General features: G+C 70.5%; 19 protein-coding genes and 1 pseudogene. 6 read left to right on the plus strand and 14 right to left on the minus strand.

Annotated elements, in window-relative coordinates:
- Window positions 1–65: 65 nt before the first annotated feature.
- The 3 genes from ACF073_RS04240 to ACF073_RS04250 all read left to right on the plus strand — a co-directional run bounded on the left by ACF073_RS04240 (window position 66) and on the right by ACF073_RS04250 (window position 5,213).
- A complete protein-coding gene (locus ACF073_RS04240; RefSeq protein ID WP_392066692.1) occupies window positions 66–1,472 on the plus strand; it encodes a condensation domain-containing protein in 1,407 nt (468 codons plus the stop codon).
- Window positions 1,473–1,545: 73 nt separating this feature from the next.
- Entirely contained in the window at window positions 1,546–3,666 is a 2,121-nt protein-coding gene (locus ACF073_RS04245; RefSeq protein ID WP_392066694.1) for a hypothetical protein, read from the plus strand.
- Window positions 3,666–5,213 carry an ABC transporter substrate-binding protein gene (locus tag ACF073_RS04250; RefSeq protein ID WP_392066696.1) on the plus strand — a complete coding sequence of 516 codons (1,548 nt, stop codon included), beginning with the start codon at window positions 3,666–3,668 and terminating at the stop codon, window positions 5,211–5,213. The genes ACF073_RS04245 and ACF073_RS04250 overlap by 1 nt, the downstream gene beginning before the upstream one ends.
- A gap of 45 nt (window positions 5,214–5,258) precedes the next feature.
- Here the strand turns inward: ACF073_RS04250 and ACF073_RS04255 are convergent, their stop codons facing one another.
- From ACF073_RS04255 to hemL, 8 genes are all read right to left on the minus strand, one after another.
- The gene (locus tag ACF073_RS04255; RefSeq protein WP_392066698.1) at window positions 5,259–5,666 is read right to left on the minus strand and encodes an SRPBCC domain-containing protein; all 408 of its coding nucleotides are present in this window, start codon (window positions 5,664–5,666) and stop codon (window positions 5,259–5,261) included.
- A 43-nt stretch (window positions 5,667–5,709) separates the two neighbouring features.
- Complete coding sequence (gene ccsB / locus ACF073_RS04260; RefSeq protein WP_392066700.1) at window positions 5,710–6,795, minus strand: c-type cytochrome biogenesis protein CcsB; 1,086 nt, start codon at window positions 6,793–6,795, stop codon at window positions 5,710–5,712.
- Window positions 6,792–8,501, minus strand: coding sequence for a cytochrome c biogenesis protein ResB (locus ACF073_RS04265; protein WP_392066702.1), 1,710 nt, complete (start codon window positions 8,499–8,501; stop codon window positions 6,792–6,794). Before ACF073_RS04265 ends, ccsB begins: the two co-directional genes overlap by 4 nt.
- A gap of 3 nt (window positions 8,502–8,504) precedes the next feature.
- Window positions 8,505–9,284 (minus strand): cytochrome c biogenesis CcdA family protein, encoded by a 780-nt coding sequence (locus tag ACF073_RS04270; protein WP_392066704.1) that lies wholly within the window; start codon window positions 9,282–9,284, stop codon window positions 8,505–8,507.
- Window position 9,285: 1 nt separating this feature from the next.
- Window positions 9,286–9,876, minus strand: a complete 591-nt coding sequence (locus ACF073_RS04275; protein ID WP_392066706.1) for a TlpA family protein disulfide reductase — start codon at window positions 9,874–9,876, stop codon at window positions 9,286–9,288.
- A 110-nt stretch (window positions 9,877–9,986) separates the two neighbouring features.
- On the minus strand, window positions 9,987–11,279 hold the full coding sequence (locus ACF073_RS04280) for a hypothetical protein (protein ID WP_392066708.1): 1,293 nt from the start codon (window positions 11,277–11,279) through the stop codon (window positions 9,987–9,989).
- A gap of 187 nt (window positions 11,280–11,466) precedes the next feature.
- Complete coding sequence (locus ACF073_RS04285) at window positions 11,467–12,150, minus strand: histidine phosphatase family protein (RefSeq protein WP_392066710.1); 684 nt, start codon at window positions 12,148–12,150, stop codon at window positions 11,467–11,469.
- The gene (gene hemL, locus ACF073_RS04290; protein ID WP_392066712.1) at window positions 12,147–13,466 is read right to left on the minus strand and encodes a glutamate-1-semialdehyde 2,1-aminomutase; all 1,320 of its coding nucleotides are present in this window, start codon (window positions 13,464–13,466) and stop codon (window positions 12,147–12,149) included. Before hemL ends, ACF073_RS04285 begins: the two co-directional genes overlap by 4 nt.
- A gap of 623 nt (window positions 13,467–14,089) precedes the next feature.
- On the opposite strand from hemL, the gene ACF073_RS04295 reads away from it, so the two are divergent.
- On the plus strand, window positions 14,090–14,527 hold the full coding sequence (locus ACF073_RS04295; protein WP_003974483.1) for a hypothetical protein: 438 nt from the start codon (window positions 14,090–14,092) through the stop codon (window positions 14,525–14,527).
- A 499-nt stretch (window positions 14,528–15,026) separates the two neighbouring features.
- Here ACF073_RS04295 and ACF073_RS04300 read toward each other — a convergent pair.
- The 6 genes and pseudogenes from ACF073_RS04300 to ACF073_RS04325 form a co-directional block, all read right to left on the minus strand.
- Window positions 15,027–15,385: pseudogene (locus ACF073_RS04300) on the minus strand (mobilization protein); the annotation flags it as partial.
- 34 nt (window positions 15,386–15,419) lie between these two features.
- On the minus strand, window positions 15,420–15,863 hold the full coding sequence (locus tag ACF073_RS04305; RefSeq protein WP_392066714.1) for an NUDIX domain-containing protein: 444 nt from the start codon (window positions 15,861–15,863) through the stop codon (window positions 15,420–15,422).
- Window positions 15,860–16,516 (minus strand): dTMP kinase, encoded by a 657-nt coding sequence (gene tmk, locus ACF073_RS04310; RefSeq protein WP_392066716.1) that lies wholly within the window; start codon window positions 16,514–16,516, stop codon window positions 15,860–15,862. Before tmk ends, ACF073_RS04305 begins: the two co-directional genes overlap by 4 nt.
- Window positions 16,513–17,994 carry a B12-binding domain-containing radical SAM protein gene (locus tag ACF073_RS04315; RefSeq protein WP_392066718.1) on the minus strand — a complete coding sequence of 494 codons (1,482 nt, stop codon included), beginning with the start codon at window positions 17,992–17,994 and terminating at the stop codon, window positions 16,513–16,515. The genes tmk and ACF073_RS04315 overlap by 4 nt, the downstream gene beginning before the upstream one ends.
- A 72-nt stretch (window positions 17,995–18,066) precedes the next feature.
- Window positions 18,067–18,870, minus strand: coding sequence for a hypothetical protein (locus tag ACF073_RS04320; protein ID WP_392066720.1), 804 nt, complete (start codon window positions 18,868–18,870; stop codon window positions 18,067–18,069).
- A gap of 547 nt (window positions 18,871–19,417) precedes the next feature.
- Window positions 19,418–19,864 (minus strand): ATP-binding protein, encoded by a 447-nt coding sequence (locus ACF073_RS04325; RefSeq protein WP_392066722.1) that lies wholly within the window; start codon window positions 19,862–19,864, stop codon window positions 19,418–19,420.
- Window positions 19,865–20,106: 242 nt separating this feature from the next.
- Between ACF073_RS04325 and ACF073_RS04330 the strand changes: the two genes are divergently transcribed.
- On the plus strand, window positions 20,107–21,390 hold the full coding sequence (locus tag ACF073_RS04330) for an XRE family transcriptional regulator (protein ID WP_392066724.1): 1,284 nt from the start codon (window positions 20,107–20,109) through the stop codon (window positions 21,388–21,390).
- On the plus strand, window positions 21,387–21,926 hold the full coding sequence (locus tag ACF073_RS04335; protein WP_392066726.1) for a GNAT family N-acetyltransferase: 540 nt from the start codon (window positions 21,387–21,389) through the stop codon (window positions 21,924–21,926). Before ACF073_RS04330 ends, ACF073_RS04335 begins: the two co-directional genes overlap by 4 nt.
- Window positions 21,927–21,993 lie beyond the last annotated feature (67 nt).

Below are 21,993 nucleotides of genomic sequence, written 5' to 3' on the forward strand. Positions count from 1 at the left end.
GCGTTCCACGGCATTGCCTTGCAGGGGGCCCGCCATCCAGGGGCCCCTTCTGCGAGGGGAGACGCGTGCGAATCACTGACATCCAGCGCTGCGAGGTCCGGCCGGGACGGCTCGTCGAGTGGACGCTGAGCCCGGCGACCGTCGCGGCGGCGACGGCGCTGCCGGAGGACTCCCGGCCACCCGCCTACATCCAGGAGTCGCACATCAGGACGGCCAAGGCGGTCCGGGAGCAGGGGCTGTCCGTGCCGACCTGGATCGGCATCGCCTTCGACCTGCCGGGACCGGTCGACCTGGACGCGCTGGAGCGGGCCCTGCACGCCTGGACGGTACGGCACGAGACGCTGCGCAGCGGCTTCCGCTGGGCCGGTGACGCACTGCGCCGCTTCACCCTCGACGCGGCCGAGGTGTCCCTGTGCCGCGCGGAGGTGGGCGACTTCCCCGAAGCGGACGGCCTGGTGCGCCACCTCCAGGACCGCTTCGACACGGTCGCCGACGCGCTGCGCTGGCCGAACCTCATCTACACGGCGGTCGTCCGGGACGACGGCGCCGGGGTGTACCTGGCCTTCGACCACAGCAACGTCGACGCCTACTCCGTGCAGCGCATCCCCGCCGAGATCCACGAGCTGTACACGGCGGCCCCGGCCGGCCCCGCACCCGGCGCCCGCACCCCGACCGCCAGTTACGTCGACTTCTGCGAGATCGAGCGGTCCCACGCGGACGGCATCGACGGCCGGCACGAGACCGTGGAGCGCTGGCGGGAGTTCATCCGCCGCTGCGACGGCACCCTGCCGGGCTTCCCGGCCGACCTGGGCCTGACGCCGGGCGGCCCGCTGCCCCGGCAGCGGATGCTGTGCGAACCGCTGGCGGACGCGGACGCGGCGGCGGCGTTCGAGGCGTACTGCCGGCCCTACGGCGGCAGCCTGGTCGGAATGCTCGCCGCGACCGGCCTCGTCCTGCACGAGCTGGGCGGGCAGCCGGTGTACCGGACGGTGGTGCCCTTCCACACCCGGGTGAAGTCGCGGTGGAGCGACTCGGTGGGCTGGTACGTGGGCGGCGCCCCGATCGAGGTGCCCGTGGGCCGCCTCCGCGGCTTCCCGGAGGTCCTGCGGGCGGTGCGGGCCGAGCTGGGCGCCAACCGGTCGCTGGCCCGGATGCCGCTGGCCCGGGTGCTCGAACTGCTCGGCACGGACTTCCGGCCGACCTCCCCCGACCTGCACTCGATCGTCTCCTACCTCGACACCCGCTCGCTCCCGGGCGCCGGGCGGTGGGCGGAGCTGAAGGCGTACGGGCTGCTCCGGGTGTCGTACGGGGACCAGGTGTGCGTCTGGGTGAACCGGCTGCCCGAGGGGCTGTGGCTGGCCAGCCGGTACCCGGACACGGACACCGCGGCGAAGACCATGCGGCTGTACACCGAGCGGCTGCGGGACCGGATCGCCTCGGTGGCCGGTGGCCGGCTCCCGGCGGTTTCGTGACCCAACGGGGACATCACGGACCCTGGTCCTGACCAACTCCCCCTTCTTACACTGCTGTTGAGGGGGAGATGCGGTGCACAGACGGTTGCACGGGCGCGGAGCGCTGTTCGACGTCGATCCGGCCGGCCTCGCGCCGCGGCTCGTGGGCCTGCGCCCGCACCAGCACCGCGCACATCCGTACGAGCATCCGGACGAACCACCGTTCGTGATCCTCAGCGGAGCGCGCGGTCTTGGCAAGAGCGCGGTCCTCGCCGAGCTGCGGGACGCCTATCGGGGACATACACCGGTCGCGCTGGCCGACTGCGCGGAGGACCAGTTCCGGGCGCCGCCCGCGGACCGGCCCGCCGACTCCTGGTCACCGCTCGGGCAGGCGCTGCTGGTGATCGCCGAGCAGCTCGCCGCGCCGGTGACGGGAGCCGGGCGGATCACCTTCCCGCGGCTGATGTCGGGCCTGGTCGCGGTGGCCGCCGGCGGCTGGGGCGACGCCGACTCGGAACGGATCCGCCGCGAGGTCGAACGGATCCTGCTGCTGAACGAGAGCGGCTCGTGGATCAGCGGTCTCGCCGGGCGCTGGGCCGGGAAGGTGGCGGCCAAGGTGGTCGCGGCGGCCACCGGCACCGGGCCGCTGGTGTCGGGCGCCATCGAGGCGACCCTGGAGTCCGTCGCCGAGGGGTTCACCAGCCGCCGGCACCAGAAGGCGTCGGTGTGGTACCGGACGTATCCGAACGCGGGCGGCAACGCCCAGCGCGGGCTGATCCTGCTGTCCCGGCACTTCCGCGACGGCGGCGGCTCCCGCGAGCACGCCGAACGCCATCTCGTACGGGCGCTGCTGGCCGATCTCGCCGAGGCGTACGCGGGGGTGCTGCCGCGGATGCAGCGCCTCGGCCGGCCGCTGGTGCTGCTGGACAACGCGCAGACGGCGCCGGGCCCGGGGCTGGTCGCGGCCGTGCTGCGGGACCGCGGCGAGGGCATCGCCGACCGGGTGGCGTTCGTCGCGGCCCGGCGCGGCGAGGGCCGCGAGGAGCTGCCGGGAGCGGTGCGGCGGGGGCTGCCGGAGGTGGCCAGGCGCTGCGACTGGGCGCCGGACACCACCCCCTCCTCGCGGGCGCTGCTGCTCTCGCTGCCGCCGCTGAGCGCGGACGACACCCTGCACATCGTCGGCGCGGTCTGCGAGGACACCGCCGTCCCGCCCCATCTGCCGCCCGCCGTGCACCGGTTGACCGGCGGGAACCCGATGGGCGTCGTGCTGCTCGCCGAATCGGCCGCGCGGGCCCTGCCCGGAGCCTGTTCGCTCGGCGAACTCCTCACGGCGGATCTGCGGCCCGCCGAGGACGGACCCGCCGTGCCCGCCCACGAGGCGCTGCTCGACCGGCTGGTGCCGGCCGAGCGGCTGGCGGAGCTGACCGTCCTGGCCGCCGCGCACGACCACGGCTCGGCCTGCGCACTGGCCGCCGCCCTGCTGCCGGACACCTTCGGCCCGGCGAGCGTGCGGGCGCTTCTGACGCTGCTCGCCGACGAGGGGCTGCCCGCCGTGCCGGGCCGGTTCGTCGGCGACCCGTTCGTGCGCACCCTGCTGCTGCTCCGGCTGCATCTGCGGGACGCCGACCACGCGTCCTGGCGTACCGCGCACGAGACCTTGATCGCGCACTACCCGGACGAGGCGCACGCCCGGTACCGGCTGCACCACGAACTCGCCCTCGGGGACACCGAGGCGGCGGTCGCCCATCTGCGCGACACCTTCTTCACGGCGGACCCCCGGGCCTGGCTGCGCACCCTGCGCTTCATCGCGTCCGCGCCCTACTTCCACGCGCACGACGCCGAGGGCCGCGACTTCACCGGCCGGGGCGACCGGCGGGAGGCGGTCGCACTCGGCCGCACGGACGCCGAGCACACCGTGCCCGAGGGCGCGGACGCCGTCCTGCACCTGCGGATACGCCGGCTGCTGCACGCGGTGTGGCTGCTGGCGGACCCGCTGGTGCTGCCCGACCCGCAGGTGTGCGACCGGCTCAGGTTCGAGCTGGAGCAGCTGTCCAACCTGCGGCCCGCGGGCAACGCGCTGCTGTGGCGGGCCTCCCGGGACTGGCCGGAGGCGGCGCTGGCCGGGCGTCCGATGGATGGTCCCGGCGACGCGGACGGCACCACCGGCGCCGGTGACAGCGACGACGGCCCGGACGACCACAGCGGGGAGACCTGATGGCGCGCAGGGGTGTGGGCACCTGGATACGCGAGGGCGTGTGGGAGATCCCGCTGCGCCGCTTCCTGGCCCTGCTGGTGACGGCGGCCCTGGTGGCCGGCGCGGTGTTCGCGGTCCGGGCCCTGCTGCACGAGGACCGCTCCTGCGCGCCCGGGGTGAGCCGGCCGGAGGGCAGCGACGAGTGCGTGGGCGTGGCGGCCGGCGCGTACGACTTCGGGCAGCCCCGGCTGCGGGACGTCGTCCGCGCGATCGGCCGGGAGAACGACCGCCTCGGACCCGGCGGCTTCGTGACGGTGGCGCTGATGCTGCCGTACTCCTCGACGTCGCCGACCAATCTGAACGACATCCGCCACCAGCTCCAGGGCGCCTATCTGGCCCAGTACCAGGCCAACCACGACGCCAACGGGGAGCGCCCGCAGATCCGGCTGGTGCTCGCCAATCCGGGGGCGACCGGGGCGCACTGGCGGCAGACGGTCGACCAGCTCACGGCGATGACGACGGGCGCGGACCGGCTGCGGGCGGTCGCGGGCATCGGGCAGAGCACCTACCCCAACAAACTGGCCGTCAGGGAGCTGACCCGGCGGGGCATCCCGGTGGTCGGCTCCACCATCACCGCCGACGACCTCGCCAACGGGCAGCGGGGCGAGGACCCCTTCCCCGGGCTCGCCCGGGTGGCGCCGACCAACACCGACGAGGCCCGCGCACTGGCCTCCTTCGCCAAGGTGGGCGCGGGCAAGGCGCTGCTGGTGTACGACAAGCCCGGCGACCCGTACACACGGACCCTCCAGGAGTCGTTCGCGGCGCTGATCAAGGGGTCGCCGTACGAGCCGCAGCCGTTCACGCCGCCCGACGACCGCAGCGAGGAGGGCACGACCGCGAACACCTTCCGGCAGATCACGCACCTGGTGTGCGACACCTCCCGGGAGACGGACACGATCCTGTTCGCCGGCCGGCACACCCAGCTGCGCCAGTTCATCAACGCCCTGGGCGGGCGCGGCTGCCAGGACCGGAAGTTCACGCTGCTGACCGGTGACGAGGCGTCGTACCTGACCCATGAGAAGGACCTGGACCGCGGCGCGCTGCGGCACAGCCTCTCGGTGCGCTACACCTCGCTGGCTCATCCGGACGCCTGGGCCCGTAACCCGGCCAGGACCGGTGGCTCGACGGCCGGCCTCGCGCAGCTGCGGCGGCTGCTGGCGGACGCGTCCCGGGCCCCGATGGGCCCGATCGGCCCGGCCGCCCTGGACGACGGGCAGCTGATCATCGGCTACGACGCGCTGCTGCTCGCGGTGCACGGCATCCGCGAGGCGGTGCCGGCCGGCCGGACCGTCCCGGCGCTCTCGGACGTCGGCCTGCAGTGGCCGCAGGTCAAGGGCTCGCTGCGGGTGGACGGGGCCAGCGGCTGGATCTGCCTGGACGTGCACGGCAACCCGTACGACAAGGCGGTGCCGATCGTGGAGCTGACCCCCGAGGGCGGCTCGCGCTTCGTACGGCTCGCCTGGCCGGAGGGAAAGCCCCCACGGGCGGAGTGCCTGCCGCCGTCATAGGCCGACGGGCGGGCCGGCGACGGGGTGGGCCAGCGACGGGGTGGGTCAGGGGCGGGGTGGCCCTATGTTTTCGATCAACCGTTCGAAGCGGGACCGCCAGCGCTGCTCCGTCTCCGTCTCGCCCTGGAACTCGTGCGTGAGGCGGAGCGCGCTGCCGTTCTCGCCGGCCCGTTCCAGGTGGAAGCGGATCCGTCCGCCGTCGGCCACCGTGTACTCGGCGACCCGGTCCACATCCCACGCGGTGACCTGCCCGCTGCCCAGGCCACGCAGGGTGACCGCGCCGCCTAGGCGCGGTTCGAGCACATCGGCGGGGGTGAACCAGGCCGCGAGGCCCTCGGGGGTGGCCACCGCGGGCCAGACGTCCTCCATGCGCCGCGGAAGCCGCACCACGAAGTGCAGGATGTGCATGTTCCCGTGCGTCTGGCTGGTGCCCTGTGCGATGGAACCGCTCATGACACCAGCCTGCCCCGGCCCCCGGGGAAACGCATGCGGTCCGCTACACGCCCGCGTAGGAGTGCTTGCCGGTGACGAAGATGTTGACGCCGTAGTAGTTGAAGAGCCAGCAGGCGAAGGCGATCATCGCCAGGTAGGCGGCCTTGCGGCCCTTCCAGCCGGCCGTGGCCCGCGCGTGCAGGTAGCAGGCGTAGGCGATCCAGGTGATGAAGGACCAGGTCTCCTTCGGGTCCCAGTTCCAGTAGCGGCCCCAGGCGTCGCCGGCCCAGATCGCGCCCGCGATGATCGTGAACGTCCACAGCGGGAAGACGGCCGCGTTGACCCGGTAGGCGAACTTGTCCAGCGAGGCGGAGGCGGGCAGCCGCTCCAGCACCGAGGTGGCGAACCTGCCGGGCTTGCCGCCGGTCTGCAGCTTGTTCTCGTACGAGTCCTTGAACAGGTACAGGATCGTGGCGACCGCGCCGACGTAGAACACCGCGCCGCAGAAGATCGCGGTGGAGACGTGGATGTACAGCCAGTACGAGTGCAGGGCCGGCACCAGCTGGTCGCTCGCCGTGTACAGGACGGTGACCGCGAGGCCCAGGTCGAGCAGGACCGTCGTGATCAGGAACAGGCCGAGCCAGCGCACGTTCTTCCGCAGCGCCAGCAGCCCCAGGTACACGCCGACGGCGACCGTGGAGAAGGTGATGTTGAACTCGTACATGTTGCCCCACGGCGCCCGCTGCACGGAGGCCGCGCGGGCGACGACACCGGCCAGTTCCACCAGGAACGCGAGCACGGTGAGGGAGACGGCGATCCGCCCGTACATGTCGCCCTGCGCGTCGCCGCCGTGGGCGCCGGGGCCGTCCGGCACGTCCCGCGCGCCGGAGGCCGAGCGGACGACGACCTTGGGACGCTCCAGCACGGTGGTGCCGCCGGCCCGCTGCACCGTGACGGCGGGGGCGCTCGCCTGCTGCCGCCCGGCGCCGGCGGTGAGCGCGGCGGCCGTACGGCCGACCTTGCTGCGGCTGCCGAACAGCCACTCGGCGATGTAGGCGAAGAAGGCGAGGGTGTAGACGGCCATCGACGAGTAGATCAGCGTGTTGCTGATGCTCGCGAGATGTTCGTTGGTGGCGGCGGCGAGAGTCACTTCTCAGCCCCTTCGGCAGGTACGACTGGGGGGTCGGGGACGGGTGCGGGAGGGTCGTCGGGGTCGGGGGCCCCGGGCGCCTGGTCGTAGAGGGTGCCGGCGAGATGACCCAGTTCCTCGGGCACCTTCGCGGATTCGCTGCGGCCGAGGCCGGCCATCTCGACCACCGTGACGCCGTCGGCGCCGCGCACCGCCCGCACCCACACGCGGCGGCGCTGGATGAACAGGGAGGCGGCGAGGCCGAAGATGGCGGAGAAGGCACCGCCGAGCGCCCAGACGCTGCCCGGCTCCTGGACGATCTCGAAGCCGGCCCACTCCTTGACCTCCTTCTCGAAGGTGAGGGACCCGGCGCCGTTCGGCAGGGTGAGCGTGTCGCCGGGCTGGAGCAGCTTCTTCAGCAGGCCGCCCTTGGAGTCCTTGAACGCCTTCATGTGCTTCTTGTCGAGCTGGTACACGCTCTGCGCGAAGCCCGCGTTCACCCCCAGGTCGCCGTGGTACGCGTTCACCGCGAGCAGCGGGTTCAGCAGCGCCGGGAACTGGGAGAGCATCGTGCCGCTCTTGGCGTCGAAGGTCGGCACGAAGAAGGCCTGGAAGCCGAGCTGGTCCTTCTTGCCCCGGGCGTCGCGGTAGTCGTCCATCACCTTGATCACGCCGTTGGAGGTGACGTTGCCGTCGAGCGGCAGCAGCGGCACGGCGTCGTGGAAGACGACCTTGCCCTTGCCGTCCCGGACGGTGATGACAGGCGCGTAGCCGTGGCTGACGAGGTAGACCTTGGCGTCGTCGATCTTCAGCGGCTCGTTGACCTTGACGGTGGTCGACTTCTCCTTGCCGTACGCGCCCTGGCTGTACCTGAGCTTCGCCTCGAAGGTGCGCGGCGTGCCCTTGTTCGGGCCGCTGGCCTCGTAGGTGCCCTCGAAGTCCTTGAGGTCGAAGCTGAACGGGGCCAGGTCGTCGGTGCGGAAGAGGCTGCCGGACTTGAAGTCGTCGTACTGCGGCAGCGCGTTCGCGAAGCCGTCGCCCTCCACCACCAGCTTGGTGCCGTCCGACTTGTACAGCTGGCCGGAGGCGAAGGCGACCAGCAGCACGATCAGGGCGATGTGGAAGACCAGGTTGCCCACCTCGCGCAGATAGCCCTTCTCGGCGGCGACGGCGTCACCGGCGACATGGGCGCGGAAGCGGCGCTTCTTCAGCAGCGCGAGCGCGGCCTCGCGGACCTCCTCCGGATCGGCCTCGGTGCGCCAGGTCGTGTAGGCGGGCAGCCGGGTCAGCCGCTTGGGCGCACCCGGCGGACGGCCGCGCAGCTGGCCGACGAACTGCCAGGTGCGCGGGATGATGCAGCCGATGAGGGAGACGAACAGCAGGATGTAGATCGCGGAGAACCACACCGAGCTGTAGACGTGGAACAGGCCGAGCTTGTCGTAGACGGGCGCCAGCGTCCGGTGGGCGGCGCGGAAGTCCTCGACCTTGCTCGCGTCCGCGCCGGTCTGCGGGATCAGCGAGCCGGGGATCGCGCCGAGCGAGAGCAGCAGGAGCAGCAGCAGCGCGACCCGCATGGAGGTCAGCTGCCGCCAGAACCAGCGCACCCAGCCGATGACACCGAGGCCCGGCAGGCTCGCCGGTTCCTCCTGGGGCGCGGTGGACAGCTGGGAGCCGGCCGCCCCCAGCTCCTCCTGGTCCCGGCTGTTGTCGGTGTCGGTCTTGCTCATCGGTCAGATCCCCACATTGAAACCGTCGGACCAGGTCTGCATCTGCTGGATCAGCGCGCTCCAGGCGCCCGTCAGCAGCAGCACACCGGTCACGATCATCATCGAGCCGCCGATGCGCATCACCCACACATAGTGGCGCTTGACCCACGCGAAGGCACCGAGCGCCTTGCGGAAGGCGAGCGCGGTGATGACGAAGGGGACACCGAGCCCCACGCAGTACACGAGCATCAGCAGCGAGCCGCGCGCGGCGCTCGACTCCTGGAAGGAGAGGAAGTTCACCGAGGAGAGCGTCGGGCCCATGCAGGGCGTCCAGCCGACGCCGAACAGGGCGCCGAGGAGCGGCGCCCCCGCCAGGCCGCCCGTCGGCCGCTTGTGGAAGCGGAACTCCCGCATGGTGAACCAGGGCATCAGCCCCATGAAGAACACGCCCATGGCGATCATGACCAGGCCGAGCACCTTGGACAGGGTGTCCTGGTACTCCAGCAGGTTGGAGCCGAAGTAGCCGAACAGGGCCCCGCTGGAGACGAACACGGCGCTGAAGCCGAGGACGAACAGGGAGGCGCCGGCGATCATCCGTCCCCGTCTGGCCTCGGCCAGGTCGGTGCCCGCGACGCCCGTCACATAGGAGAGGTAGCCGGGGACCAGGGGCAGCACGCAGGGCGAGAAGAAGGAGACGAGCCCGGCGAGCAGCGCGATCGGCAGGGCGACCAGCAGGGCGCCGTGCAGGACGGTCTGGTTGCGCCCCGGTCCCGCCTCCGCGGCCAGCGTCAGCAGTGCGCTCACGTCACTTCTCCGCGACGACCGGCTTGAGCATCTTCAGCAGGGTGGTGTCGTCGAGCGCCTCCAGGGCGCGCGCGGCCACCTTCCCCTTCCGGTCGATGATGAGCGTGGAGGGGACCAGCTGCGGGTTGAGGGTGCCCTTCTTGAAGCGGAGCATGAGCTTGCCCGTGGGGTCGTACAGGCTCGGGTAGGTGACGCCGTGCTCCTTCTCGAAGGCGACCGCGGGCGTGGTGCTGGTGTCCCGGGTGTTGATGCCGACGAACTGGACGCCCTTGCCCTCGTACTGCCGGGAGACCTTGGCGAAGTACTGCGCCTCTTCCCGGCAGGGCCCGCACCACGAGCCCCACACGTTGAGGACGACGACCTGCCCCTTGTAGGCGGCGACATCGAGGGACTTGCCGTCGATGGTCTTGCCCGACAGGTCCGGGGCGGCGGCGCGCTTGCCGTCCGGGACCGTGTCGATGCCGTTGTTGCCGGTGACGAAGTTGGTGTCGCCACCGCCACCGGAGATGCCGCCCTTTCCGCACGCGGACAGGGTCAGGGCCGCGGCGGCGGCCGCGGCGGCGAGCAGGACGGCGCGGCTACGGGTACTCATGTGAAAAGTTTCGCATGCCTGTTCCGGGGATTTCGCGCGCCCCCCTGCCGGGCGGAAAACCGCATTTCAGGGCGTACTTACACGGGACATTTCGGGTGCCCCGGGGCGGCTCAGGCGGCGTCGGAGGAGGCCGACTTGGTGTCCCGCAGGAACTCCTTCCAGCCCCCGGCGGGCTGCTGCCCGACGCCCAGCGTGCGCAGCTTGGCGAGCACCTCGGGCTTCTGTACGTCCATCCAGTCCACGTACTGCCGGAAGGAGACGAGGCGCACGTCGGCACCCTTCTCCTTCTCGCGCGCGATGTGCGTGAAGGCCTCCTCGACGGAGTCCATGTAGATGCCGCCGTTCCACTGCTCGAAGTGGTTGCCGACGAAGAAGGGCGCCCGGTTCGTCTCGTATGCCCGCTTGAAGCCCTGAATGTACGCCTGCGCGGACTGCTTGCGCCAGCCCGGGTAGTTGTGGGCGGGGGCCTTGGTCGAGTTCAGGGACTGGTTGGCGAGCATGTTGTAGTCCATGGAGAGGACCTCGAACGAACGTCCGGGGAAAGGTATCTGCTGCAAGGGCAGGTCCCAGATCCCCAGCTTCTTCTCCGGCCACACCTGCCGGCCGCCCGGCGAGGAGGCGTCGTAGCGCCAGCCCAGCTTCTTGGCGGTGGGCAGCAGGTTGTTCTGGCCGAGCAGGCAGGGCGTACGGCCGCCGACCAGCTCCTTGTCGTAGTCGAACGGCAGCGACGGCAGATCGGTCCAGCCGGTGTTGGTCCGCCACTCCTTCACGAACGCCTTCGCCTGCCGGATCTCGCTGTCCCACTGCTGCGGGGTCCAGTTGCCGACCGTGCCGGAGCCGGCGCAGAAGTGCCCGTTGAAGTGGGTGCCTATCTCGTGGCCCTCCAGCCAGGCCCGGCGCACGTTCTTCAGGGTGGCCTTGATGTGGTCGTCCGTGAGGTAGCCGATGTCGGAGGCACCGCGCGGGTTGTTCGGCGGCTCGTACATCCGCTTCTTCGACTCGGGCAGCAGATACAGCCCCGAGAGGAAGAAGGTCATGCTCGCGCCGTGCTCCTTGGCCAGATCGAGGAAGCGCGGGAAGAGGCCGTTGCCGACCTCGCCGGCGCCGTCCCAGGAGAAGATCACGAACTGCGGCGGGGTCTGCCCCGGCTCCAGCGGCTCGGGCTTGGCCGGCTGGTGCGGCTGCTTGCCGGTGAAGGAGGTGGAGCCGTCACCGATGGGCCGCGCCGGATGCGCGCCGCTCCCGGTGCCGCGCCCCTGCTCGTCCCGGCCGGAACCGTTCCGCTCCCCCTTGCCGTCCGAGGAGGTGTGGCTCCCGCAGCCGACGAGCGTGGCGGCGGCCGCCGCGCCCGCGCCGAGGCCGAGGGCCCCCCGCCGGGAGAGGGTCCGGGAGAAGGTGGGCATGGAAATCCCCGATCGTCGCTGCCTGCTGGTTCACCCAGTCAGAGGGCAGGATGATCGGGGAGGTTCCGATACTTTTTATGAATTTCGTAACGGATCTGGCAAAGGTGCGTGAAGCCCGGCCAAACGGACCATCAGGCGCGGCGGCCCGTCAGAAGCGGCGGCCCGTGCGGCGCGCGGCCCGGCGGCGTCAGGCGCCGAAGGCCTTGCCCTTCCCCTTCACCGGCTTGGCACCGGCACGGAGATGGGCCGGCACCAGATCGATGGCGGGCTCGCTGTAGCCCACGGACACCAGCTTGTCGCCCTGGTATGTGAAAGTCGTCAGGGAGGCGAGGGTGCACTGCCGCTTGCGCGGGTCGTGCCACAGCCGCCGCCGCTCGATGTACGAGCGCACGATCCAGATCGGCAGCTGATGGCTGACCAGCACCGCCTCGTGCCCGCGCGCCGCGTCCCTGGCCGCGTTCAGCGCGCCCGTCATCCGGACGACCTGGTCCACGTACGGCTCGCCCCAGGACGGCCGGAACGGGTTGACGAGGTACTTCCAGTTGTCCGGCTTGCGCAGCGCGCCGTCGCCGACGCCGAACGTCTTGCCCTGGAAGATGTTCTCGGCCTCGATCAGCCGCTCGTCGGTGCCGAGGTCGAGCCCGTGCGCCTTGGCGATCGGCGTGGCCGTCTCCTGCGCCCGCTCCAGCGGGGAGGCGCAGACGTGGGTCACGTCCCGCGAGGCGAGGTGCTCGGCGACCCGCTCGGCCATCTGCCGGCCCAGCTCGGACAGGTGGTAGCCGGGCAGCCGCCCGTACAGGATCCCGTCCGGGTTCTCCACCTCGCCGTGGCGCATGAGGTGGACGACGGTGATGTCCTTGGTGTCGCTCATTCCGCAGTGGCCTCCGCAGCCGCCCGGGCCGCCGCCGGAAGGGCGTCGGCGATCTTCTGGATGGCCCGCTCGTCGTGGGCCGTGGACACGAACCAGGACTCGAAGGACGACGGCGGCAGGTAGACGCCGTTCGCCAGCAGCGAGTGGAAGAACGCGGTGTAGCGGAACGACTCCTGCCGCTTGGCGTCCTCGTAGGTGCGTACCCTCCGGTCCGTGAAGAACACGGAGAACATGTTGGAGGCGGTCTGCACCCGGTGCGCGACGCCCTCCTTCGACAGCGCCTCGCCGACCAGGCCCTGGATCCGCGCCGAGACGGCGTCGACCTTCTCGTAGGCCGCGTCGTCGAGCAACCGCAGCTGGGCGAGGCCGGCCGCGGTGGCGACCGGGTTCCCGGAGAGGGTGCCGGCCTGGTAGACGGGCCCGGCGGGCGCGAGGTGCGCCATGACGTCGGCCCGGCCGCCGAAGGCCGCGGCCGGGAAGCCGCCGCCCATGACCTTGCCGAAGGTCATGAGGTCCGGCGTGACGCCGTCCACACCGAACCAGCCGGCGCGGCTGGTGCGGAAGCCGGTCATGACCTCGTCGGAGATGAAGAGGGCGCCGTTCTTCCGGCAGGCGTCCTTGAGGCCCTGGTTGAACCCGGGGTCCGGCGGCACGACGCCCATGTTGCCGGGCGAGGCCTCGGTGATCACGCACGCGATCTCACCCGGGTGCCGGTGGAAGGCCTCCTGCACGGCCTCCAGGTCGTTGTACGGCAGCACGATCGTGTCGCCCGCCTGCGCGCCGGTGACGCCCGGGGTGTCGGGCAGCGCGAAGGTCGCGACGCCGCTGCCCGCGGCGGCGAGCAGCGAGTCGACATGGCCGTGGTAGCACCCGGCGAACTTGATCACCTTCGTCCGCCGGGTGAAGCCGCGGGCGAGCCGGATGGCGGACATGGTCGCCTCGGTGCCGCTGCTGACGAGCCGCACCTGCTCCACGGGCCCGACCCGGGCGACGATCTCCTCGGCCAGCTCCACCTCGCCCTCGCCGGGCGTGCCGAAGGACGTACCGCGGGCGACGGCCGCCTGGACGGCGGCGATGACCTCGGGGTGGGAGTGCCCGAGGATCATGGGACCCCAGGAGCAGACCAGGTCGACGTACTCGCGCCCGTCGGCGTCGGTGAGGTAGGGCCCCTGGCCCGACACCATGAACCGGGGCGTGCCGCCGACGGCGCGGAAGGCGCGCACCGGGGAGTTCACTCCGCCCGGCGTGACGACGGAGGCGCGGTCGAAGAGCGCCTGTGAGGCGGGCGCGTCGTAGGGATAGGGCGTTTCGCTCATGACACTCATGACGTGCGGCTTCTCCGGCTTCTCGGACTCCGGTTGCGGGGTGACCCCCTCAGGGTAGGCCGCGCCCCGGCCGGACCGCGGTCCGCCTCAAGATCGAGGCGCCGCCATCCGCCGGGCATCTGCGAGACTGAGACCTGATACACAAAGCCCATACGCACGTAATCATCAAGACCGGATGATCAGGGGCCGGAAGTTCCTCGTGGACTGTTGTTCCACCGCACGTTTCGGCGGGCGGACGTGGGGGAGGTCACTGACACGATGATCGGGTTGCGCGGCGGGGGCCACGCGTCCTAGAAAAGCAGTCGGGTGGAGATATGCATCGCGGTGGCGGACTGGGCGAGGGGACTGATGACCTGGGTCCTCGACGTGCCCGGCGGGGAAGGCACCGGCGCGACGCGGAGGAAGCGACCGAGGCACGGCAGGAAGCACGGCAGTCCGACGCCCGTCAGACACAAGGTGTACCGAGTGAGCCCGAGCGGTACGACCGGCAGATCGACCGGGAGCTCGACCGCGAGCTCGACCAGCGGCGCGAGAGCAGGCTGGACCGGCCGGCCGAGCGCCGGCTCGACCAGCGGGCCGACCGCCTCCGGGCGGGGAGCAGGAATGGTGGTCGGGTGGGGGTGACGTACAAATACTTCGGTGCGCCGGACGGCGCGACCGCGGCACGCGTTCCCATCTCGATGCGCCCCGAGGAACTCGGCGGCGACGAACTGGGCATGAACGGCATGTTCACCAAGATCAAGCCGGAGACCATGGCCGCGATGGTGCTGACCGGCATCGAGGGCGTCCCCCTGCACAAGGTGCCGCCGCTGGAACTGGTCGTCCTGCACCCCGACTACGCCGTGGTGAAGCTCCCCATGACGGTCGTCGACCCCCTGCGCGGCATCGGCGAGGAAGCGGTCGGCGCGGCGGCCTTCATCTGGTCGACGGTCCCGGACCGCGGGGGTCCGCGGGACGCGTTCAACGTGTACCAGTTGCTCCACGAATGGCAGGACTTCAGCCACCGGCTGCACGAGGCCGGGCACCAGCCTTACTGCTTGGTGTGGCCCTGAACCTGGGGTTTGGGCGGGGCCGGGCGGGGCTTTCGGGCCTCGCCCTTTTGGGTGCTGGGAGGGGCCGTCAGGCGGCCCGGGCACATTGAGGGCACATTGATCGCGTTGCGGGTGCTGATGTGCCCTGAGCGGCGGGCGGGTCGCCGTCGTCTTTCGCCTCGGCTCCCGTTCCCCTTTGTGAAAGCGTCGTCGATCGCCTTGCGGGTGCGGGTCTCGTTCGACGGCAGTAGATGCGTGTACGACCCACCTGCTCAGCCACCTCGACGGCGTGCATGTCGAGCTCGTGTACTTCCGTTCCGGCGATGTCCGCGGCTACAAGGTCGCAGCCGAAGACACCACCGCCGGCAAGGAGCCCGTCTGATTCTCCGGCTCCGAACTCGCCTCGGACCTGTCCTTCCCCAAGATCCGAAAGTGCCTGGAGGCCATCGACCGGCTACCCGACGACCAGCCGGACCGGCGCAGGCCCAACCCACCACGCCCGCGCACTGCGCGGCGCGCGTCATCCGTAGCTCGGATCCCTGTTGTCCGCCTCCCCCCATGGAGGATGTTCGGGGCCCTCGCACAAGGCAGCGGCCTCGGCTTCGGCGAGGGCAGTGGTGAGAGCGTCGAAAGCGGGGTCTTCGAGCACCTGCTCCACATGATCGGGCACGGCCTGGCGGATGTGCCGGTCTACCTCTGCTGGGGTGGCCGGCCCTGGGCGAGGGCGGCCAGGGGTGCGGCTGCGGCTTGCTCGTAGGCGGCCTGGAGGTGGAGCAGGGTCTGCTGGGCGGCGGCGATCACGACGAGGGATCGCGGCGTCCAGGAACTTCGCCAGGACGGCGCCGTCCTTAGGGTCGGTGCGCGGACCATCGCCCGCATGCCACGAGGGGTGGAAAAGGCGGCCGGTCTATGTCTACTGCCAACCGTGTTCTGTGAGAGGACCGCTGTCGTCGAGGTAGCCACGCAGGCCGGCTTCCGGGTACTCGATGATGTCGTCGGGCAGGTCGTGCACGGTGAACCACTCAAGGGCGAGGCACTTCTCAGGCTCCTTGTTGATGGGCTGCCCTTCCCATTCGGTGGCCTCGAAGAAGAACCCGATCCGCTCCACCTGCGCGTCCTGCCGGTGGTGCACGGTCTGGACCAGGCGAAGGTGAACCGGGTCGACGGTGATGCCGGTCTCCTCGTACAACTCCCGGGCGGCGCCATCGGGAAGGGGCTCGCCTTGGTCGAGTTTGCCCGACGGCATGTGCCATCGGCCGTGACCATAAGGGCCGCCACGTTGCGAGAAGAGGATTTTGTCGCCATCGCGGAGGATGACGTGAGTGTCGATGACGGGCTGTGCCGGTTGTCCGCTCATGTTCCCTGGGGGGTTGGATGGTTGGGTGGGGTGACCGACGCTATCGGCAGAGCCGGGATGGCGTCGGCGATTCGGCGTGCTACGTCCGATGGGGTGGCATTGTTGGTTTCGAGAAGCAGCACCTTTACCCCCTGCCTCATCAGCTGCAATGCGGCATCGGCGTAGAGCTCGACTTCCCGGCCGGGCGCCGAGGGGTCGAGATGGAATCGGTGGGTGACGCCGCGCGTTGCGATGCGGTCGGCGATGAGTCCCGGTTCCGCGGTGAGGATCACAGCGAGGTCCGGCAGCAGCACGTGACGGTTGATGTCGAGCAGGAATTCCAAGGGCACCCCGTCGAGCCGTTGCAGGACCAGCGTCGAGGGCAGGTAGCGGTCACTGATAATCAGTTCACCGGCCACCAGGGCGGGTTGGACCTCGCTCGCGATGTGCTCGTAGCGGTTGGCGGCCACCAGGCAAGCGAGGGCCAGGCCGTGGATGTGGTTGGCGTGGCTGCGGATGAACTGGCCCAGTTCGCTGGTGGTCGGCTCGACCGTCTTCCGTGCGGGACGCCCCTGGGCAGTGAGATGGTCGTGGAGCGCCTTTACCGTCGTGGACTTGCCGACCCCGCTGGGACCGTCGATCGTCACGAACCATCCTGTGCGCTTGTCCGTCACGCGGCGACCTCCTTGGCCCCCTGGTTCCGGTCGTGTTGCTCCCTCGTGAGCATCGCCAGCGTCGACCGGATCCGCTGGAGCGGCACGTCACCGAACTGGATGCCGACGGAGAAGTTGAACTCGTCGCGCTGTCGCATCGACTCGTCGGCGCCGTCACCCGTGAGATCGACGTCGCCGTATGCGAGGAGGGCGTCCGGGTCGTGACCGGTCTGGATGAGGGTCTGCCAGATGGGCGTGCCCGGATAGGGGCGGAACTCGAAGACACTGGCTCGCACGTCACCCGGGTGCTGGCTGGAAATCTCCCACAGGTTGCGGATGTGGCGGACGGTCGCGTCGAGGTCTTCCTGGCTTTCACCGGGAAAGCCCAGGATGAAGTAGCCCTTGACGCCGATGCCGTGCTCGACCAGGCGGCTGGCGACGCGCTCGGTCATCTCGGCGTTGATCCGCTTGTCCATCGCCTTCAGGATGCGGTCACTGCCGGATTCGATACCGAGGGCCACTTCGCGCAGGCCGTTGCAGACGAGGCGTTCGAGCTCGCTGTCGGAGACCCGGTCGAGGACGTTGATGCGGCCGGTGGCATCCCACACGTACCGCTCGCCGATACGGTGCCGGGTGAACGCTTGCATCTGCTCCTCAACAACGTTGCGCACGCCCAGAAACAGGTCGTCGACGAACCGGAAGGCAGTCACACCGTACTTGTCGTGCAGCTGGTCGAGTTCGCCGATGATGTTCTCCGGGCTGCGAACCCGGATCGTGAGGTCGGGGTTGGCGCTCCAGGCGGCACCGCAGAAGGTGCAGTTGTAGGGGCAGCCACGGCTGCCGACGATGTTGGCCTCCATGTGCCCGCTGCGGGCGGCGGCCTGGATCCAGTCGGCGGGGTGGCGGGCAGCGACGCGCCGGTCGGTTGCAGTGGGCGCGGCCTGGTAGGGGTCCTGGGGGAGGAAGGCGCGGTTGACGTACGGCAGGGCGTTGATATCCGGGCCGAGCATCTGGGCGCTCGTCTTCGAATCTGCGATGCCCGCGGCCCGGGTGCCGAGCAGCGGGTCACGCCAGAGCACGCCGGGCAGCTCCCGCCGACGCGTTCCGTCCTCCAGGAGCGCAGCGACGCGCAGTTCCCCTTCGCCGAGGATGAGTGCCCGCAGGTTGACCATGCGTGGGTCGGCCAGGACCCGGTCCGGCATGGCCTTGGCGTGGTGCCCGCCGACCATGAGAGCAATGGCGGGGTCGAGTTGGGCAGCGATCCGGGCGGACATCTCGTAAGTGGGTGCGAGAAGGTTCATCGCGGCCCACCGGGGCCTGGCTCCGTTCACGATCTTCGCGGTCTCGTCGCTGCCCAGACCGTGCGCCTCAGCGTCGAGGACGCCGACGTTGAAGCCGGCCTGCTGGGCGTAGGTGGCGATATAGGCCATGCCCAGAACGGGAAGTGTGTAGTCGTTGGTGCGCGGCCGCAGGGTGTAGTCGCGCAGCGGCGCGTTCACGAACAGAGCGTCGAGCTCGCGGCTGGTGTCGGCGCCCGTGATCAGCTCTAGCTGCCGCATAGATCCTCCAGGTCATGGAGCATGTGAGCCCCAGGTGAGGGTGGAGAGAGTCAGGGTGTGCAGGGCAGTGCGGTCGGTTCCGGCCCATCCGGTCCACAGCGGACCGAACGCCTTGTCTTTCTTGTCAGGCCACGGGTGATCGGGTGCGATCTGAGCGGCCCAGGTGCGCACGGCGAGGTCGTCGTACGGGTAGATGCTGAAGTCGCCGGTGAAGTCGGCGGAGGCCGCAGCGGCGGTCCACGGACCGATGCGGGGGATACCCGTCAGCGCGGTGACCAAATCGGCGGCCTCCAGGTGTTCCCACTCGGTGTGTTGCTGCTGGTAGTCGGCCGCCGCGGCCTGCAGGGCGGTGCGGTGGAACTTTGCTCCGACGCCGGTGAACTCTTCGTCGGCCAAGGCCAGGACGTCGGCGGGCGCAGGTGACACGGCGAACTCACCGAACGGACCCTGGACAGTCGTACCGAACGTGCGGCACCAGGCGCGGTACAGCTTGCGAGCCTGGCCGGCGCGTACCACCTGCCGCAGGATCGCGGTGCTGATCGCGTCCCACAGCCATGGGTTCGCCAGACGCTGGGTGACGCCGAGCTCGTCGAGTCCGGCCCGCAGCGCAGCGGGGACTGTGGCGGGCAGGCAGGCGGGGTCTGTCGGGACGAACGTGGGCTTCGCGTCTTCGGTGCCCTGCACACACTGCATGTGCAGGCCCTCCCTGTCGTGGGACAGGACCCAGATACCGGAAGCCGTACGGACGGCACGCGCGACTGTGCCGTTCTCCTGCGAATGCCAGGCCGGGTGATCGGTCGTCAGCACGCCGGTCATCGGTTGCTCCTCGTGTTGTGCTGTGTTTCGCCGTAGCCTCTCGCGTTACGGGGGCCAGGGGTGCCACAACCAGCACAGCCCTGGTTCTGCTGCTCGCCGGATCCGCTCTCGTCTGCCATATGGTGTTTCCTTCGTCAGAGGCGGTCGGCTACCGCCCCCTGAAGTAACCGAGCGCCTGCAACTTGAGGCGGTTGAGGCTCCGCTCGCACGCGTAGAGCAGCACGTGTTGCCCACCCCACTGCACTGGTCCGAGCCAGATCACCGGGACGCCGGTACGCCCGCAGCCGAGCCAGCAATCACCGGTGATCCACGGCCACTCCATGGGAGGACATCCCCTTTCTCAGCTGGTCGGGATGGTCGATCTGGCCGCCTGGCAGTTGGGCGCAGGCCCAGAGCTGGAACGGCAGGCCCCGGTGGCGTATCTCGCCCGGCCGTCGACCGCTCGCTCCCAGTGGCCGGGCGCAGAGGGCGCAGTCCATGGCCATCTGCTGACGGGGCCGGAGTCGGGCCAGATCCGGAAGGGGCGAGGGTGCCGTGGACGGGATGCTCACTTGCCGCCCTCGGTACGGAGTTCCGCCCAGACCTCTTTGCCCCAGGGGCGTCTGTCCGAGCCGTGCAGGTCGTAGCCCCACCAGTCGGCGACAGCATCGACGAGGAGCAGCCCGCGCCCCGACTCGTCTTCGTAGGTCGCCTGGCTGAGGCTGGGAAGACGCGATGGTTCCCGGTCCACGACCCCGACTCGCAGTCGAGTCGCGCTCGGCCGCCCAACCGTGAGGCGAATCTCGGGACACGGAGTGTGCCTGGAGGCGTTCGCGATGAGCTCCGTGATGATCAGCGCGGCACGGTCGGCGAGGCCGTCGAGGTGCCACACGCCGAGGACGTCTCGGACGAGTGCGCGGCCAAGCTCGGCCGTGGACGGCTCGCACGGGAAGGTCTGGCTGTACACGGGGCGGCCGCCGGAGAGGGGCTCAACATGTGTTCTCGAACTCGTCATTGGGGTGGGGCACCTTCGACTCGTCTGGGCGCCCGGCCCACCCTGGCAGGGAACCTCAGGGGTGGGCCGGGCCGTCAACAGCCGCCCGCACAGCGGGGCGCAGCGGGCGACCAGTGCCCAGACAACTCCTCTCTCCAGTGCGCCGGTTAGGACGTTCAGGCGTTCAGCCAACGGACCCGCCTAGGCTGTTTTGACCTCTCCTTTACCTGGCGGGTAGGGGTCAGGCGGACTACCGTGCCCGCATGGACGCCACCCGCAACACCGTTCTTGAGGCGTGGATGACCGAACACGGCCACAGCTCCAACAGCCTCGCCGAGGCCGCGAACAGCGCCATTGAACGGTTGACCGGACGTCCTGGAGGACTCGACGGCTCATCGGTCCGGGCATGGAAGGCGGGTCGGGTTGCGTGGCCAAAGTCGACTGCTCGCAAGGCGCTTGAGGACGTCACCGGACTACCCGCCGTCGCTTTAGGATTCGTGCCACGGGACCGGCCTTCGTCCGCCCTCGCCTCACCGCAGCAGGAGGACCCCGACATGAAGCGCCGCACCCTCGTCGGCAGCATCGCAGCGGCTGCCGCCGCCGCAGCAGCTCCCGGCACCACATCGCCGCGCCGTATCGGCATGAGTGATGTCAACCGCCTGAACAGGCGTTTCGCCGAGATCATCGCCAGCGACCACCGTTACGGCGGGCAACTCGGCATCGAGCAGCGGGCCGCCGCTCCCGCCGACGAGGCGCTCAACCTACAGAACGCCGGCAGCACCACCCAGCGCGTTCGGAGCAACCTCTACGCCTCCGCAGCCGCCTTCCGCTCCTCCGCGATGTGGGCCGCCATCGACGGCCGCCGCTACAGCGACGCCAAGGCACACATGCGCGAGGCCCAAGCCCTCGCCGAAATGTCCGGCGACCAGGCGATCAAATTCCGCATCTGGAGCCACGCAGGCACCATGTACCGCCACATGGGACGCCCCTCCGACGCGTTCGCCGCCAACGACGTCGCCCGCAACCTCCACCTCACACGCCGCGACCCCCTGTTCGCGTCTCTCGGCCTGGCCCGCCAGGGCGCCATCCACGGCGCGGCACGAGACCTCACCGGTACCCGCCGCGCATTCGAGCAGGCGCAGGACGCCATGCTGCGCGCCGACCCCGCCGACTACCGCCCGGTGTGGATGCTCGCCTTCTACGACCAGGCTGAACTGGACCACTTGGCGCTATCGGCATACCTGGCGCTCGGCGACTACCCGACCGCCGAGTTCCATGCCCACCGCTGCCTGTCCGCCCTCCGGCCCCACATGGCCCGGTCCCGCGCCATCACCACGACCCGACTCGCCCACGCCCAGCTCGCCCAGGGCGCCCCCGAAGCCGCCACGGCCACCGCGATGAAGGTCCCAGCCGACGCCGCCACCCAGCACGCCCGGGTCACGCGCATGCTGCAGGAGTTCGGGGCCGCACTGCGCGCCACCGCGCCGGGCAGCGCCACTGTGCAGGCCTGGACCGAGTACAGCGCCGCATGGAGGATGGCCGCATGACCACGGCGCCCGCCATCGAACTACGCACCTTCACCACCCTCGACGCCGCCCGCGGCGACCTCCTCGACGTGTACGCCGACGTGCGCGCCCCGCTCCTCCACCTGCCGAACTACGCGGTCACCGTGTTCGGCGAGCGCCTGGACCGGCACGGCAGCGAGCCGGGGTTCACCGCAGTCCTCGCGTACGCGGACGGGCATCCGGTCGGCTACGCCTACGGCAACACCATCGAGCACGGCGACCGGTACTGGCAGCGCACCAGTCCGACGCCGGCGGAGAAGTACACCGTGCGCCCGGCCGTGGCCCTGAAGGAAATCGGCGTCCGACCGGCCTGGAGGAAGACCGGCACCGCACACCGCATCCATGACGCCCTCCTCGCCACACGCGATGAGCCCTACGTCACGCTCATGGTCAACCCGGCCGCCGGCGACGGAAAGGTCCACGCGCTCTACAAGTCGTGGGGTTATCAGGACATCGGGCAGAGCCAGCCATCATCGGCGTCACCAGTCCTCGCCGTGATGATCCGCGGCACTCGCTGACCCAAGAGGCAGGCAGCGCAGGAACTGGCCCTTGGGGCCCAGTCGCGGAGCACGCCCAGCAGGGCCT

It is taken from the genome of Streptomyces sp. NPDC015171 (genome assembly GCF_043079545.1).
GTDB lineage: Bacteria > Actinomycetota > Actinomycetes > Streptomycetales > Streptomycetaceae > Streptomyces.

Excerpts from the sequence above, each read along its gene's own strand:
- ACF073_RS04335 (WP_392066726.1), top strand. The coding sequence starts at position 21,387 with ATGACCACGGCGCCCGCCATCGAACTACGCACCTTCACCACCCTCGAC.
- ACF073_RS04265 (WP_392066702.1), bottom strand. The coding sequence starts at position 8,501 with ATGAGCAAGACCGACACCGACAACAGCCGGGACCAGGAGGAGCTGGGG.
- ACF073_RS04255 (WP_392066698.1), bottom strand. The coding sequence starts at position 5,666 with ATGAGCGGTTCCATCGCACAGGGCACCAGCCAGACGCACGGGAACATG.
- ACF073_RS04330 (WP_392066724.1), top strand. The coding sequence starts at position 20,107 with ATGGACGCCACCCGCAACACCGTTCTTGAGGCGTGGATGACCGAACAC.
- ACF073_RS04250 (WP_392066696.1), top strand. The coding sequence starts at position 3,666 with ATGGCGCGCAGGGGTGTGGGCACCTGGATACGCGAGGGCGTGTGGGAG.
- ACF073_RS04280 (WP_392066708.1), bottom strand. The coding sequence starts at position 11,279 with ATGCCCACCTTCTCCCGGACCCTCTCCCGGCGGGGGGCCCTCGGCCTC.
- ACF073_RS04275 (WP_392066706.1), bottom strand. The coding sequence starts at position 9,876 with ATGAGTACCCGTAGCCGCGCCGTCCTGCTCGCCGCCGCGGCCGCCGCC.
- ACF073_RS04325 (WP_392066722.1), bottom strand. The coding sequence starts at position 19,864 with ATGACGAGTTCGAGAACACATGTTGAGCCCCTCTCCGGCGGCCGCCCC.
- ACF073_RS04320 (WP_392066720.1), bottom strand. The coding sequence starts at position 18,870 with ATGACCGGCGTGCTGACGACCGATCACCCGGCCTGGCATTCGCAGGAG.
- ACF073_RS04305 (WP_392066714.1), bottom strand. The coding sequence starts at position 15,863 with ATGAGCGGACAACCGGCACAGCCCGTCATCGACACTCACGTCATCCTC.
- hemL (WP_392066712.1), bottom strand. The coding sequence starts at position 13,466 with ATGAGCGAAACGCCCTATCCCTACGACGCGCCCGCCTCACAGGCGCTC.
- ACF073_RS04285 (WP_392066710.1), bottom strand. The coding sequence starts at position 12,150 with ATGAGCGACACCAAGGACATCACCGTCGTCCACCTCATGCGCCACGGC.